Annotated in this window: 12 protein-coding genes and 1 pseudogene; 7 read left to right on the forward strand and 6 right to left on the reverse strand. The window is 57.3% G+C overall.

Features of this window, described 5'->3' with window-relative positions:
- The first annotated feature begins 18 nt into the window (after positions 1-18).
- The 4 genes from ACYAR8_RS14085 to ACYAR8_RS14100 are packed head-to-tail and all read left to right on the forward strand — an operon-like array spanning position 19 to position 5,271.
- Positions 19-2,625, forward strand: a complete 2,607-nt coding sequence (locus ACYAR8_RS14085; protein WP_463580200.1) for an aconitate hydratase — start codon at positions 19-21, stop codon at positions 2,623-2,625.
- Between the two features lie 31 nt (positions 2,626-2,656).
- Positions 2,657-3,805, forward strand: coding sequence for a 2-methylaconitate cis-trans isomerase PrpF (prpF, locus tag ACYAR8_RS14090; RefSeq protein WP_463580201.1), 1,149 nt, complete (start codon positions 2,657-2,659; stop codon positions 3,803-3,805).
- Positions 3,806-3,823: 18 nt separating this feature from the next.
- Positions 3,824-4,528, forward strand: coding sequence for a TerC family protein (locus ACYAR8_RS14095; RefSeq protein ID WP_463580202.1), 705 nt, complete (start codon positions 3,824-3,826; stop codon positions 4,526-4,528).
- A 2-nt stretch (positions 4,529-4,530) separates the two neighbouring features.
- The gene (locus ACYAR8_RS14100) at positions 4,531-5,271 is read left to right on the forward strand and encodes a transporter substrate-binding domain-containing protein (protein ID WP_108119761.1); all 741 of its coding nucleotides are present in this window, start codon (positions 4,531-4,533) and stop codon (positions 5,269-5,271) included.
- A 117-nt stretch (positions 5,272-5,388) separates the two neighbouring features.
- On the opposite strand, the gene ACYAR8_RS14105 is transcribed toward ACYAR8_RS14100, so the two are convergent.
- Positions 5,389-6,330, reverse strand: a complete 942-nt coding sequence (locus tag ACYAR8_RS14105; RefSeq protein ID WP_463580203.1) for a LysR family transcriptional regulator — start codon at positions 6,328-6,330, stop codon at positions 5,389-5,391.
- 71 nt (positions 6,331-6,401) lie between these two features.
- Between ACYAR8_RS14105 and ACYAR8_RS14110 the strand changes: the two genes are divergently transcribed.
- Positions 6,402-7,142 carry a glucose 1-dehydrogenase gene (locus ACYAR8_RS14110; RefSeq protein WP_108119763.1) on the forward strand — a complete coding sequence of 247 codons (741 nt, stop codon included), beginning with the start codon at positions 6,402-6,404 and terminating at the stop codon, positions 7,140-7,142.
- Positions 7,143-7,597: 455 nt separating this feature from the next.
- Positions 7,598-8,539: a cupin gene (locus tag ACYAR8_RS14115; protein WP_463580299.1), complete on the forward strand. Its 942-nt coding sequence runs from the start codon at positions 7,598-7,600 to the stop codon at positions 8,537-8,539.
- 35 nt (positions 8,540-8,574) lie between these two features.
- On the opposite strand, the gene ACYAR8_RS14120 is transcribed toward ACYAR8_RS14115, so the two are convergent.
- The gene (locus ACYAR8_RS14120) at positions 8,575-9,483 is read right to left on the reverse strand and encodes a LysR family transcriptional regulator (protein WP_463580204.1); all 909 of its coding nucleotides are present in this window, start codon (positions 9,481-9,483) and stop codon (positions 8,575-8,577) included.
- A gap of 451 nt (positions 9,484-9,934) precedes the next feature.
- Positions 9,935-10,906, reverse strand: coding sequence for a carbon-nitrogen hydrolase family protein (locus ACYAR8_RS14125; protein ID WP_108119767.1), 972 nt, complete (start codon positions 10,904-10,906; stop codon positions 9,935-9,937).
- A 418-nt stretch (positions 10,907-11,324) separates the two neighbouring features.
- Between ACYAR8_RS14125 and ACYAR8_RS14130 the strand changes: the two are divergent.
- Positions 11,325-11,974, forward strand: a pseudogene (locus ACYAR8_RS14130) (HAD family hydrolase).
- 119 nt (positions 11,975-12,093) lie between these two features.
- Here ACYAR8_RS14130 and xopAW read toward each other — a convergent pair.
- The 3 genes from xopAW to ACYAR8_RS14145 form a co-directional block, all read right to left on the reverse strand.
- A complete protein-coding gene (gene xopAW / locus ACYAR8_RS14135; protein WP_463580205.1) occupies positions 12,094-12,891 on the reverse strand; it encodes a XopAW family type III secretion system calcium-binding effector in 798 nt (265 codons plus the stop codon).
- 289 nt (positions 12,892-13,180) lie between these two features.
- The gene (locus ACYAR8_RS14140) at positions 13,181-14,260 is read right to left on the reverse strand and encodes a sensor histidine kinase (RefSeq protein ID WP_463580206.1); all 1,080 of its coding nucleotides are present in this window, start codon (positions 14,258-14,260) and stop codon (positions 13,181-13,183) included.
- Complete coding sequence (locus ACYAR8_RS14145) at positions 14,257-15,009, reverse strand: response regulator transcription factor (RefSeq protein ID WP_108119773.1); 753 nt, start codon at positions 15,007-15,009, stop codon at positions 14,257-14,259. The genes ACYAR8_RS14140 and ACYAR8_RS14145 overlap by 4 nt, the downstream gene beginning before the upstream one ends.
- Positions 15,010-15,044 lie beyond the last annotated feature (35 nt).

Below are 15,044 nucleotides of genomic sequence, written 5' to 3' on the forward strand. Positions count from 1 at the left end.
GCCTGTGAGGATTAGCCAATGCCTGAGTCAAAGGGTCAAACCGTTTTCGCCAACGGGATCGAGTACCGTGTCAGCGACATTCGTGGGGTCGTGACTGACCTGGGCGGTGATTACGCAAAGCTGCCCTACAGCCTGCGAATCCTCGCCGAGAACGTTTTGCGAGGGGAGGCTGACCCTGAAGCCGCGCTCAAAGTCATCTGCGCACGCTCCAAAGAATTCGATATACCTTTCCGACCAGCCCGTGTCGTCCTGCAGGATCTGCTCGGTACACCTGCGTTGGTCGACCTCGCCGGGCTGCGTGATGCTGTTGCCGAGAGGGGCGGCAACCCACGATTGGTTAACCCGGTCACTCCAACTCACCTGGTCGTCGATCACTCGCTCAACGTCGAGCGCTGGGGGGATGCGAGCGCGCTTGCCGATAACGAAGCCATCGAGCGTGAGCGCAATGCCGAACGTTTTCAGTTCTTGGACTGGTGCAACAAGGCGTTCAGCAACTTGTCGATCATTCCTTCGGGCAAAGGCATCCTTCACCAGATCAACCTGGAGCGCCTGACCACAGTCGTGGGGACTCAGCGTCGTGACGGCGAGCTGTGGGCATTCCCGGATACGCTGGTCGGTACCGACAGCCACACCACTATGATCAATGCCATTGGCGTGTTGGGCTGGGGTGTAGGCGGTATCGAAGCTGAAGCGGCAATGCTGGGTAAATCGTTGATGCTGCGTCTGCCGGAAATTGTCGGCGTACGTCTGGAAGGCACGCTGCGTCAAGGCTACTTGGCAACGGACATCGCACTGGCGCTGACTGAGCAACTGCGCAAGGCTGGCGTGATCGGTTCATTCCTGGAATTTTTCGGCCCTGGCGTACCACAATTGTCGCTGGCTGATCGTGGCACTTTGTCCAATATGGCGCCTGAGTTCGGCGCAACCGCGGCGATGTTCGCGATTGATGATCGCACTCTGCATTACTTGCGCATGACGGGCCGTGGCGGTCAGATTTCCGGCCTGACTGAGGCTTATGCTCGCGCTCAAGGCCTGTGGCATGACAGCTTAGGTGAGGCTGAGTACAACCGCGTCGTAACGCTGAATCTCAGCTCTGTGGCGCGTTCAATTGCGGGGCCGAAGCAACCACACCAAAGAATTGTATTGGGTCAAAAAGCACCCGCGACCAACCTCCCAGTTGGCCTGGACAACGGCTCGGTTGTGCTTGCGGCGATCACCAGCTGCACCAACACCTCCAACCCACGCGGTGTGATCGCCGCCGGTTTGGTCGCGCGAAACGCACGTAAACGTGGCCTGAAACGTGCTCCTTGGGTCAAGACGTCCTTTGCACCTGGCTCGATGGTTGTCTCCGATTACCTTGAGCGTTCGGGACTCAACGAAGATCTCGACGCCTTGGGCTTCAACTTGGTCGGCTACGGGTGCACCACCTGTAACGGTATGTCCGGCCCGCTGCTCAGCCCTGAGATCGAAGAAGAGATCCGCACACGTAAGCTGGAAACCGTTGCTGCGACCTCCGGTAACCGTAACTTTGAAGGTCGGGTTCACCCATTGGCTCGTGAAGTATTCATCATGTCGCCGCCACTGATCGTTGCTTACGCGATTGCGGGCACCTACCTGATCGATCCGGAGAAAGATGCTCTGGGCCTGGATGAGAATGGCGTACCTGTTTACCTGCACGAGCTGTGGCCAAGTGACGAAGAACTGACTCGAATCGAAGCGGACAACCTGACCGCAGACCTTTTCGACAAGGCATACGAGGATGTCCCACGTGAAGCCGGTTTGATTGCCAGCGACTTGCGTGCAGGCGTCAGCGACCAATATGACTGGCAGGCCAGCAGCACCTACATCCGTAAGCCTCCATACTGGAGCGACGCTGTCACGGCTACCGATACCCGCAAAGATCTCAGGAGCATGCGCGTCCTCGCCATGCTGTCGGACAACATCACCACCGACCATATTTCTCCATCGGGTGCGATCCTGCCTGAAAGTGATGCAGGTCAGTACCTGCAGTCTCACGGGATCGCGGTGCAAGACTTCAACTCCTATGGCACTCGCCGTGGTAACCACGAGGCTGCACAGCGTGCGACCTTCGCAAGTCCACGCCTTAAGAACGAGCTGCTCGAAGATGGTCGCGAAGGCCCATGGACGCTGCTGCTGCCCGAAAAAGAAGTCACTACGATCTTCCAGGCCGCTGAGGTCTACGCGGATCGCAAGCAGAGTCTGATTGTCGTTGCCGGCAAAGAGTACGGCAGCGGTTCTTCCCGCGACTGGGCAGCCAAAGGCCCACGCTTGCTGGGTGTCCGTGTCGTGGTTGCGGAGAGCTTCGAACGTATTCACCGCACGAACCTGGCAGGGCTCGGGATCCTGCCACTGCAGTTCGAGCAGGGCGTCTCACGTCAAAGCCTGGGTCTGAATGGCCGCGAGACCTTTAGCGTTGAGGGCATCACTGATGACTTCCAGCCAGGCGCCAAGGTCACTCTGGTGATTGAGCGCGAAAACGGCGAAACCGAGCGCGTCAGTGTCGTGAGCCGTCTGGATACCTTCGAGGACGTTCGTTACTTCCGCAGCGGTGGTCTGTTGCCACAGTTGCTGATCGAAAGCATGAAGAACGCATCCGCCAACTGATGCGCCGCTGATTTGTCACAGGAGATATCAAATGACTCAAAGACGTATTCCAGCCGTTTACATGCGTGGCGGCTCGAGTAAGGGCGTGTTCTTTCTCGACAGGGATCTGCCGCCCGCTGGCCAGGAGCGAGATGCCATCCTTCTCCGTGTGATCGGCAGTCCAGATGTGTACGGCAAGCAGATCGACGGAATGGGTGGTGCGACCTCCAGTACCAGCAAGGTTGTGATCATCGGTAAATCAAGTCGTGAAGATTGCGACGTTGATTACCTGTTCGGGGCTCCGGCCATCGAGACGCCGGTTATTGACTGGTCAGGTAACTGCGGCAACCTGAGTTCGGCTGTTGGCCCGTATGCGATCTCTGAAGGCCTGTTGGATGCTCCTCGTGATGGCATCGCCGTTGTCCGTATCTGGCAGGCCAATCTACAGAAACGAATCATCGCCCACGTGCCGATGCGCAACGGTGAGGTTCAGGAGGAGGGTGACTTCGTACTCGATGGTGTGGCGTTTCCAGCGGCCGAGATCGTGCTGGAGTTTCTCAAGCCCGGCGGGTCAGACGGCAGCATTCTGCCCACCGGTAACGCCGTCGATGAACTGGACATTCCAGGCATTGGCATTATGCCCGTCACGTTGTTGAACGCTGGTAACCCTACCATTTTCCTTGAGGCTGACCGAGTGGGTCTCAAAGGTACCGAAACTCAGGATCAGGTCAATGGCGATGCCGAGCTTCTGGCGCGCTGTGAAACCATTCGTGCTCATTGCACTGTTGCGATGGGGTTGGCCGCGACTGCCGAAGAGGCAACTCGTCTGCGTCCGCATACGCCCAAGCTGTGCTTTGTTGCCGGGCCTCAGAGCTATCAGGCTGCCGGTGGCAAGTTTGTCGAGCCAGCTGATATCGACGTGATCGCGCGGATCCTGTCGATGGGCAAGTTGCACCACGCGATTACGGGTACTGGTGCTGTCGCTGTCGCCGTCGCGGCTGCTCTGGATGGCACGCTGGTGAATCGTATCGTCGGCGACATCGGGGATCGCCAGGTTCGTATGGGGCATACCGCCGGCAGCGTTGCAGTAGGCGCGAAAACCGTGCTGGAGGAGGGTGGCTGGAGTGTGGACAAGGCAGTGATGAGCCGCAGTGCTCGCCGGCTGATGGAAGGCTGGGTACGGGTTCCTGAAGTTCGCTGACGGCCTGGAGAGCTCATTTTGATCGAACTCATAAACTCGCCAGGGTTCTGGCTGGCCGTGATGCAAATCATCGCCATCGATATTTTGCTGGGCGGCGACAACGCGGTTGTCATCGCGCTGGCGTGTCGCAAGCTCCCTGAAGCACAGCGTAATCGCGCCATTATTGGCGGCGCGCTGGGCGCGATCCTATTGCGGATAGGAATGATCTTCTTCGCACTTCAGCTGTTGGGATTGCCTTTCCTTAAACTGATGGGTGCCGTATTGCTCCTCTGGATTGGTATCAAGCTGATGCTTCCTGAGGGTGAGGGCGCACACGAGAACATGTCGACGAGCCCAAAGCTTTGGGGGGCGATCAAGACCATCATCGTTGCCGATGCGGTCATGAGCCTGGACAACGTGGTCGCAGTAGCAGGGGCATCCGGCGGGCAGATTGAGCTGGTGATCTTTGGCATCGTGATCAGCATCCCGATCATCATCTGGGGCAGCAAGTTGGTACTGCATTTCATGGATCGATATCCGATTGTCATCACCCTTGGAGCTGCATTGCTCGGTTGGATCGCGGCCAGTATGGCGATCACTGATATAAGCCTGCCGGCGGTACCGGCCTGGGCTCATTACGGTGCCGGCATCGTCGGCGTGGCAATGGTATTGATCATCGGAAAATGCATTGTCAGTTCGAATGCAACTGCGGGTAAGAAATCAGAAACAGAGAGGAGTGAGTAGCCGTGGAATTTGATCTTGCCGCCGTACGAAAAGATATCGCTCCACAGGGAAAGCTGCGGGTCGCAATCAACCTCGGTAATCCTGTACTCGCGAAGCTTGAGGAGAAGACCCAGGTTTTCTCTGGTGTGTCGGTCGTGTTGGCCAATGCACTCGCTGATGCGCTTGAAATTGATATTTCACTGACCGCCTATGACGCCGCCGGCAAGGTCTTCGCAGCACTTGAGGAAGGAGCTTGGGATCTTGCGTTTCTAGCCATTGAGCCAGTCAGGGCTGAGAAAATCTCCTTCTCAAGCCCCTATGTCTACATCGATGGAACCTATCTGGTGCGAACGGAAAGCAAGTTTAATCTCGCTTCTGCCTTAGACGCTGGCGGCTGCAGGATCGCAGTGGGTAGGGGAGCGGCCTATGACCTGTTCTTGTCCCGGACGTTGAAAAATGCCGAGTTGGTTCGAGCGAATACTTCAGCCGTCGCCGTTGATGAGTTCTTGACGCTAGGCCTCGATGCAGCTGCAGGAGTTCGTCAGCCTCTGGAGCGCTTCGCCCGAAGTACGACAGGCGTCAGAGTGTTGAGTGACAACTTTACGGAAATTCGTCAGGCGTTGGCTATTCCGAAAGGCAGAGCGCTTGCTGCTGAGTACGTTCAGAGCTTCATAAATGGCTGTCTGCGCAGCGGACTCGTTGCCAAAGCGCTGAACGACAGTGATGAGCAGGATGCGCGAGTTGCTAAGCCCTACGTGGGGTAGACCCAAAAAACACTTGATCCAGCCTTCAGACCATTTCAAACAATTTTGGTCTGACTCCACTCTGCGCGGCAGGCACGCTGTATTTCGCATCTTTCCACCAGGAAAGCGGTTACCGGCTTAGGTGGGCAGCTGCCGCTGCTCAACCCTTGCTCTCATAAAAGCAATGAAAGCGCTTAGTTTCCGTGGGATATGCATTCGGCTTGGATAGTACAGATGGAACGGCGAGACGCCGGGCCACCAGGGCTCAAGCAGCGCTATCAGTTGCCCGCTAGCGATCTCAGCTCGTACCTGGGCTTCAAACGCACATCCGATGCCGGCTCCGGCGCGGATTGCCTGCATCAAAGTGTCTGCATCATTGCTAATCAGTGGGCTGGGAGGCTGGATTTCGATTAAACGGCCATCCTGAGTGTATTCCCATCGGTAAACGCCACCAGCCAAGCGGATATTTAAGCATCGATGTAGGCGCAGATCCTCAGGCGTGCGCACGAGATCGCGATCTCGCAGGTAACTCGGTGCTGCTACGGTAGCTATACGATGACTGCCTCCCATGGGTAACGCGACTACGTCCTGTGCAAGGTTTTCGCCGACCCTGATGCCGGCATCAAAGCCGCCCGCCACCAGATCCAGCAGTGCGTTGTCGCAATGGATATCCAGAGTGATGTCAGGATAGGCGTCCATGAACGCCGCCAAGTGAGGCGCCAGGACAATGTCCGCAGCAGTGCGAGACACATTGAGTCGCAGAAGGCCGGTAGGTTTATCTCGTAGTTCATTTACATCTTCGATGGCTGATGCAAGGGTCGCCAGCCCCGGTTGCGCGTAGCCCAAAAAACGTTGACCAAGTTCGGTCAGACCGACCTTTCGCGTGGAGCGTTCGAGCAGTCGCACGCCCAGCCGGCTCTCGAGTGTGCGCAGGGTTTGTGAAAGAGCCGAGGGCGAGATACCCATTACTGCAGCCGCTTTGGTAAAGCTTCCGTATTTTGCGACCTGAGCGAAGGCAGCGATGCCGGACAAAAGGTCTGGGCGAATAGCATTATTGTGAAGCAACGCTTCATATTGCATGCCGATTGCGCCTATTAATAAAGGGAGTGATCAAGCCTAACATGGCGCCTACATTCACAGGAGCGCTATTCATGGGTAAGTTAGAAGGGAAAGTTGCCATCGTGACAGGATCTTCAAAAGGCATCGGTGCAGGTATCGCCGAGCGGCTGGCGGCGGACGGTGCAAAAGTTATCATCAACTATTCACGAAGCGTCGCAGATGCCAATCGTGTGGTAGAGCGCATTGTCGACGCTGGCGGTGAAGCCATCGCGTTCAAGGCTGACCTCTCTCGTCCCGCAGATATCGGGCCTTTGATCGACTCGGCTGTTCAAGCGTTTGGCAGGCTGGATATTCTGGTGAATAACGCTGGCATATATAAACCTGACTCACTCGACGAGTTGAGTGCTGACAGTTTCGACGAGCATTTCAACCTGAACGTACGCGGGCTGTTGCTCACCACACAAGCAGCTGCTCGGGTTATGAATGCCGGCTCAGTCATCGTTAATATCAGTTCAGGCCTGGCCCACAGTCCTTATCCGCAGGTGCACGTGTATTGCGCAACAAAAGGAGCGGTGAACACGCTGACCCGCTCCCTGGGCATGGAGCTAGGTCCTCGGGGCATTCGTGTTATGGGCATCGCACCGGGGTTTGTTCATACAGAAGGAAACGCGGACTCTGCACGAGGCATGGATGAGTTTTTCATCGCCAAGACCCCGCTGGGTCGCGTAGGCAAGCCTCAAGACATTGCAGCAGCGGTAGCGTATGCCGTATCGGAAGATGCAGGCTGGGTAACGGGTACCACGCTTGATGTCGCTGGCGGTATGACCTTCTGAGATTGGCCGATAGCTGCCTTTCGAAGCTGGCCGCTTTCGACTTTTAGCCGCCAGTCTGTGGGGCCGTTGTTGTTTGGCAGGACAGGGTTTGATGGGCGCGGAACAGGCTTTTCTACACACCAGCACTGCCAGCGCCATCATCCGAAACCCGAGTTTTCGTGGACAGCGCTCCACGAAATACCGATTACTTCAGAGGGTAAGGGCTTTTCCTGGCGCTTGATTTCTTTAAGCGCGGCGGCGGTTAAAACTACCGTCCCTGTCTTGTCATACCTCTGTTTGCTCAGCCATTTCTGGCGCATCGTCTACTTCATTACTGAGGTAAACACCCCTTTAGACACAAGTGATGTGCTGGTTCGGTTATTCCTGGCCCCGTACCAGACTCGTATATTGAATCCACCGTGGCGTGCTGGCTCCCGCAGCGTGCTGATGATGAGACCCCAAAACGAGACTTGATGATGAACAGTGCAACTCAACCGCATTCAAACCTGGAAGTATCTCCACATGAGATCGATGCCGAATACTTCGAGTACAGCAAAGCGGCAAACCCGATAAGCGCAAACTTGATCACCCGCATCCCGTACCAGAGTTTCCCTGCTTCGCTCTATGATTCGGGCCCGTCTCGAACAGTTGCTCTGGATTTGAGCGAAAAACTAGAGTGTGAAGGCCCTGCAACCGGCCCAGGTCTTTGCGCTAGTTTGATTCGACTGAACGCTGGCGATGACGTCACATTGGCGCCCAACGCGACCTCACAGGTTCTGTATGTAATCGATGGTAGCGGTAGCCTTGCGTATGGTGAAGAGGCGTTTGAATGGACGAAAGGTTGTTTTATCGCCCTGCCGGGGATGAACAGCACAATTCTCAAGGCGTCGGCGGACGCACGATTCTACTGGGTACATGATGAGCCTCTTCTTCGCTACTTAGGCGTGAGCAGAAGTGAAGACCGTTTCACCCCGACTCTGTACCCTGCGGATGTCGCATCGGCAAAGCTTCGTGAAGCCGCTGATGATCCACGTGCACAGGATCGCAGCCGCGTCAGCATTCTGCTGGGTAACAGTCACTTTCCTCAGACACGCACAGTGACCCATGTGCTGTGGGCTATGTACGGCATCCTCCCAGCCGGCTCGATCCAAAAACCCCACCGGCACCAATCCATCGCCCTGGACTTCATCATTGATTGCCCAACTGGATGCTATTCGCTTGTAGGTACTGAACTGGCCGAAAATGGCCATATTCGCAATCCACAACGCGTAGATTGGACACCAGGGCTTGCGTTCGTCACACCACCTGGCTATTGGCATGCTCACTTCAATGAGTCGGATCGCGAAGCATTTCTGATCCCGATTCAGGATGCTGGTCTACAGACCTATCTGCGATCACTGGATATTCGGTTCAGCTAAAGTGGATTCCCGTTATGACTAGCTCATACCGGGAATTATCGCTGCCACACGGGCGGGTCAACCACGCGATCAGCAATGAAATCAATGAAGCATCGCACCTTCGTAGAAACGATTCGCTTCGGGGGATATACAAACCAGATGGCGCCAGATTCATGTGAGACCTTGACCTCCCAATCAGGCAGCCAACGCACCAGTCGACCATCGCGCAAACTGGCGCTGGCAAGCCAGTCTGGGAGTAATGCCATTCCCAACCCGCTGCTCGCCGCGATTAGCTGTGCGTCAAGGTCATTTATCCAAAGTACACCACCAATGGGCAACGACACCTGCTCTTTGTCGTTGGCCCATATCAACGCGTCGGGCCACTGGCGTCCGATGATCATCATGTCGACGGGCAGTTGATCAGGGCAATCCGGTTGAGGATAACGAGTGGCAAATTCTGGACTCACACATAGGAAAGTCTTTACCTCAGCCAGCTTTCTCGCCTTGAGATTGGAGTTGGCTAGCCTGCCAATTCGAATCGCAAGATCGATTCCAGTGGCGATCAGATCGATTTGTGACTCATCAATACAGAGATCTAGTGTGATGTCTGGGTAACGCTCAATAAACTCCCCTATTAAAGGAAGTATGTGATGACGCGCAAAAGCAGGCGGAAGACTAACCTTCAATCTCCCTCGAGGATTTTGATTAAGAGCGGACGTTGCCGCCTTGGCTTCTGATAATTCAAAGAGAACTTTTTGGGCATGGTACAAGAACGTTTGCCCACCCTCCGTCAATGCAAGTTTTCGTGTTGATCGATTGAAAAGTGCAATGCCGAGATCTTGCTCTAAATCTTTGATGTATCGCGAAACTGTAGAAGCCTTTATCCCCATACGCTCTGCTGCTTTGGAGAAGCTATTTCCATTGGCCGACTCTACGAAAGCGGTCAGTGCTGCTAGGTAGTCCAAGTGCGCCTCTCTGATTTGGTGTCGCTAGCCAGACTGATCGGGCACTTGAGCCTTACTCGTTTGCTTCTGAGGCTCAGCCTTGGTGATCTCTGAAGGGTATCGCATCGCAAACGTTCAGTGAAGTCACCTTTCCGCGATGGTCTCGCTGGCACGCGTCACGCGGTGTGAAGCATTATTTTTCGTAAAGAACCTACGCGCCTTGCAACCCTGACTGCAGGATGGCAACCAACTTGGGGCTGCTGGTGTTATGCCTATACAGCATGGCAACGGCAAGCAGTGCTCCGGCCATAACCGAAAAGAGCGCTGCATCGCGAGCGCCAGCAGTTCCACGGCCTTATCTCCATGGGATGCAGCGCTGCGCACGAGTACAATCTCATCATCCGGAATAACCGGCATTCGTTCGAGTAGTTGTCCCGTTAAACAGACCTCCTGCTTGCTCGTTCAGGTCATATCAATCTTCAAACGACACAACATTTTGACGGCGCCGGTCGACGACAAGCCGCGTCACGTCAGGCCGCGAATAATGCCCAGCCTGATCAAGGTTCTGCCGCTCACGGCGCACTTCATTGCGATCAAGCGTCGCGACCAGCAGGCACTCTTCACCGACGGCTGGCGGAATGATCCAGTCGCCATTTGGCGCAGAAATACATGAGCCACCGTTTGCCAGGATCTCTGGGCAATTTGCGAGTATCAAGTCCAAGTGCGGCGTATCGGATGGAAAGTCTTCACGCCGCATCAGAGCAGATACGGAGATGGTGAAGCAACGCCCCTCTTTGGCGATGAAGCGCGTGATGTCGTCGGTGTTGCGCAGATTGCCGGGCCATAGAGCGACGTGCAGATCTTCGCCTTGGGCATACAGTGCAGCACGCGACAGGGGCATCCAGTTTTCAAAGCAGTTGAGGCCGCCGACAGTAAATGATCCAACTGGGTGGACTTGCAAACCATGTCCGTCACCCGGCGACCATGTCAGTCGTTCCTCGTAGGTCGGCATCAACTTGCGGTGCACCGAACCAATCACGCCATCCGCCCCGATATGAACCCGCGAACAATATACGCTGTAGCCGCCCCGATCTGCTGCCCGCTCGATACAACCGAGCATGACAGCGATGTTGTTTCTGGCAGCAGCAGCACAGACGGCGTCCAGATGCCCTGCCTCGATCTGTACTGCCTGCTTAAGGTAGTAGGCGTGAATATCTTTCTGTATCGGGCAATTGAAGCGTGCTCCATCGGTCAGTTCCAGCCAGAAAGGGTAGCCGGGCAAGAGGGCTTCACCGAACGTGACGAAGTGGCACTGTTGCTCTGCAGCACGTCCGATGTAATCAACTATTTTCTCAAGAGTTGCTTCGCGGTTAAGCCAGATGGGTGAAATCTGTGCCAACCCAACAGTTAATAGATCTGGATTTTTGGTGTGACTGGATGACATCGAATATTTCCTTAATGAGTTGAGGTGGCTCGCACGAGAGAGATTGGCTTGATAAATAATCTGCACGGACGGGGTGATTATTATGACAAGACAATGCCGTTACGCTCACGGGGGTATCCTCGCCCGTATAGTGAGCCCGCTCTTAAAGTGGGTATGTAAATTTCTAAAAGTGCCAAGTGAGCATCGGTTAGTTATGGATAAACTCTTTTAATGCCTGAAAGCACAGTAGTTGCTATAAAGCTCCTGTCTTCGAATTACATCCTACCCGGTGCAGCGTCACGTGCCAGCCCCCCGCAAATCAAATGCGCAAGATTATGCAAGTGACCGATCAGTGCGGAGCCATTGAGAATAATGGTTTGACGGTCCAGTTATGGCACTGCAGAAGCACTGGCTGATCGGGCACTCAAGTTTCCCGACGTTGAGGACATCAAGGTCCTACGACCTCCAAAGCAAGCGTCATCCTTTCAGGCAGTTACTTAAGGGAGGGGTCGCGGGTGGCCGCCCAGCTAACCCCCACGATGTGCGCGTTTTGATGAGCAAATCATGGTCGCTAAAGGATGCTGCAGATCAATTGGGTATTCGCGGGTCTCTCACTCGCCTGCAGGCGTTGCAAGACGATCTGGATCGCGAAGTTGCATCGATCACACCGTTCAAGGATGGCATTGAAGCAGTGGTTTTGCCTCGCGCAGAGGGCGTGCGGGTTGGCGTTTGCTCTAACCCTTGCGAGCCGTATGAGGCAGCGGTGCTACAGGCATTCCCTGATCTCGATGGGTATGCCTTTGGCTATCAGGTCGGTGCAATGAAGCCAGACGCCCTGATCTATCAGTCCATCTGCAGGGAGCTGGGAGTGTCACCGGGGAATCTATTCGGTGATCAGAATGAACAGGTCGCAATGGTGGGCGATTCGTTGAAGTGTGATCAAGATGGGCCCAGGGCAGTGGGGATGCTGGGGTTTCATTTGGATAGGTCGGGCAGGGGGCGATAGGTGATCTGATTCAATTTCCCTACCTGATTATTGCCTCTCGGGGCAATCATGATGTGGGGACAGCTCGGGGACTGGACACCTAGGCGCGGCGCAAATACTGAAAGCGCTGGTAAAGCAAACACCGTCGACTTCTCAGCCGGTCAAGTAACAAGCACGCCTACAAAAACCGCCGCCGGGCTGAGCTCGGCGGCGTTTTTTTTCGTCAGGCCGACGTGCTCACGTACTTGCCGGACGTGGCGCTGCCGTTGAGGTTGTAGCGATCACTTAGGGCCGCGACCATGCGCTTCAGGGCTTCAGTGGCCTGGGTGGTGGTTTGCGAAGTGGCTGTTTGCGCAGAGGCGGTCTGGCTGCTGGAGGACGAGGCGCTGGCGGAGTTCTTGGTGCCCTGCAAAGCGCTGGTCAGTTCGGCGGCAGTGATGCTGCCGTCACTGTCGCTGTCCAGGCTGCTGAACAGGTCACTGGCGTCTTCGGCAGGGGGCGGAGGCGGCGGTTGTTGGGCCTGCAGGCTCGCGGTCAATTCGTCAATGCTGACGGTGCCGTCCTTGTTGGTGTCCAGGGCATCGAACACTTTACTGCTGTCGGCGCTGCTGCCTGAACTGCTCAGCGCAGTGGTGAGTTCATCGCTGCTGACCGTGCCGTCACCGTCGCTGTCCAGCGCACTCAGCAGGTTTTGCGCGTCATCCGCCGCAGAGCTGCCGTCCATCTGCATGGGTGGTGGCGGCGGAGGCGTCAAGGCAGCCAGTTCATCGGCGTCGAGGCTGTCGTCGTCATTGCCGTCGAGATCGCCGAATGCCTTGCTCAGGCTGACGGTAACGCCGTCTTTGGAATCCGATGACAGCGCCGAGCTCAACTCGTCCTTGTCGACACTGCCGTCGCCGTTGGCATCGAGTTTCTTCAATAACTCATCGGCGAACTTCTTGCTGTTGGCGGTGCTGGTGCTGCTCGTGCTGGCACTGGTGTAACTGGAATAACTGCTATTGCCGCTGACGCCTGTGATCATCGGACTGACTCCCCATCAGATGGATAATGCCGGGGCGGTGCTCCGGCTTATGCAGCGTCAAGGCAAGGCGTGTCGTGGGTGTGTTGGATTTGTACCGGCGAAGTTACCTGAGCGCTTGCGTGAAACTTCGCTCCGTGGGACCGGCTTCAGCCGGGAGGAGGTCAATCCGAACACCGTCAGATTTGCGGTGTGACGCCTGACGAATTTCCGACTAAAGCCGGTCCCGCAACAGGCTCGATCGCCAGTACCACCGAACGCACTCGGGCCCATCGCTGATGACGGCGTCGAGTCAGATTCGCGGCAAGTCCAGCACCGCGGTCAGGCCGCCGCCGGGGGTGTGTTCGAGGCGCAGGTCGCCGCCCATTCGGCGCGCGGCTTCCCGGGCGATGGTCATGCCGATGCCCACGCCGCCCGAGTTGCGATTGCGCGAGCTTTCGACGCGGTAGAAGGGCTCGAACACCACTTCCCGCAGGTCTTCGGGAATGCCCGGGCCGTGATCGATGACGCTGACCCGCAGGCGATCACTGGCGTCCTCAATCTCCACCCGCGCATGGCCGGCGTAACGCAGGGCGTTGTCGATGAGGTTGTTCAAGCACGAACGCAGGGCCATGGGCTGGGAATTCAGTGGCCGGCAGGTGCCGCTCGCCTGAATGTCGTCGCCATTGTCCTGGGCGTTTTCGGCCAGGGATTCGATCAGCGCCTGTACGTCGAAGTACTGCAGGGCTTCGCTGGTGCGCTGTTCGTTGAGGTAGGTCAGGGTCGCGTCGAGCATGCCAATCATGTCGTTGAGGTCCTGGCTCATCTGCCCGTGCAGCCGCGGTTCGTCGATCTGCTCGACCCGCAGTTTCAGGCGCGCGAGGGGCGTGCGCAGGTCATGGGACACGGCGGCGAGCATGCGCCCGCGCTGTCGCACTTGTTCGCGAATGCGTTCCTGCATCAGGTTGAACGCCTGCGCCGCCTGACGTGCCTCGCGAGGCCCATTGGTCGCCAGCGGCGGGCTGTCGAGGTTTTCGCTGAGGCGCTCGGCCGCGTCGCTCAATCGGCGGATCGGCCGGCTCAGGGCCTTGGCGCCGAACCAGGCAGCCAGCACCAGGCTGATCAGCTGGAACAGCAAGGGCACCAGCGGAATGCCGAGCAGCGGCGGGCGGCACGGCGGCCGGCGCCTGTCGTTCTGGCCTGCCTCGGCGGCAGGGTCGCGGTCGGACGGCGCTTGCATATGGCCGGCCATCGGTCGATCGCAACCGGGCGGGGGCGGCATTCGCGGGCCGTAGTAGTGGAACCAGACGAACGCGAGGAGGTGGGCGAGGACGATCGCCAGCAGTGCCCCGCCAAACAGCCGGGCAAACAGGGTGTCGGCCGAGCGGATCAACCAATCTCCCGGGCGTCGAACATGTAGCCTTCGCCGCGCACTGTTTTGATCAGTTGCGGGGATTTAGGGTCATCGCCGAGCTTCTGGCGCAGGCGCGAGACGAGCAGGTCGATGCTGCGATCAAAGGCTTCGATGGAGCGGCCGCGGGCGGCGTCGAGCAGTTGTTCGCGGTTGAGCACGCGACGCGGCCGTTCGAGGAAGACCCGCAGCAGGCGGAATTCGGCGTTGGACAAGGGCACGACGAGGCCGTCCGGCGCGGTGAGTTGGCGCAGGACGCTGTTCAGGCGCCAGTTGTCGAAGCGCAGAGTGGTGCGTTCTTCGGTACGGTCGTCGCGCACGCGGCGCAGGATGGTCTGGATGCGCGCCACGAGTTCGCGAGGCTCGAAGGGTTTGGCCATGTAGTCGTCGGCGCCCAGTTCCAGGCCGATGATGCGGTCAGTGGGTTCGCAGCGGGCGGTGAGCATGAGGATGGGGATGTCGGAGGTGCTGCGCAGCCAGCGGCAGAGGGAGAGGCCGTCTTCGCCGGGGAGCATGAGGTCGAGGACGACGACGTCGTAGGTGTTCTCGGTGAGGGCCAGGCGCATGGCGTTGCCGTCGGTGACGCCGGTGCTGTGGATGTTGAAGCGGGCGAGGTAGTCGCAGAGCAGTTCGCGGATGGGGATGTCGTCGTCGACGATGAGGGCGCGGGTGTTCCAGCGGCGCTCTTCGGTCGGCGCGGTGGCGGTGGGGCTGTCGGGTGTTGTCTGCATGGTGCTGCCGCCGTGTGGTGCCGCCGATTGGGCCG

Source organism: Pseudomonas sp. HP_01, from assembly GCF_055284355.1.

Coding starts and splice junctions, on each gene's coding strand:
- ACYAR8_RS14145 (WP_108119773.1), bottom strand. CDS start 15,009: ATGCAGACAACACCCGACAGCCCCACCGCCACCGCGCCGACCGAAGAG.
- ACYAR8_RS14105 (WP_463580203.1), bottom strand. CDS start 6,330: ATGCAATATGAAGCGTTGCTTCACAATAATGCTATTCGCCCAGACCTT.
- prpF (WP_463580201.1), top strand. CDS start 2,657: ATGACTCAAAGACGTATTCCAGCCGTTTACATGCGTGGCGGCTCGAGT.
- ACYAR8_RS14115 (WP_463580299.1), top strand. CDS start 7,598: ATGAACAGTGCAACTCAACCGCATTCAAACCTGGAAGTATCTCCACAT.
- ACYAR8_RS14125 (WP_108119767.1), bottom strand. CDS start 10,906: ATGTCATCCAGTCACACCAAAAATCCAGATCTATTAACTGTTGGGTTG.
- ACYAR8_RS14110 (WP_108119763.1), top strand. CDS start 6,402: ATGGGTAAGTTAGAAGGGAAAGTTGCCATCGTGACAGGATCTTCAAAA.
- xopAW (WP_463580205.1), bottom strand. CDS start 12,891: ATGATCACAGGCGTCAGCGGCAATAGCAGTTATTCCAGTTACACCAGT.
- ACYAR8_RS14085 (WP_463580200.1), top strand. CDS start 19: ATGCCTGAGTCAAAGGGTCAAACCGTTTTCGCCAACGGGATCGAGTAC.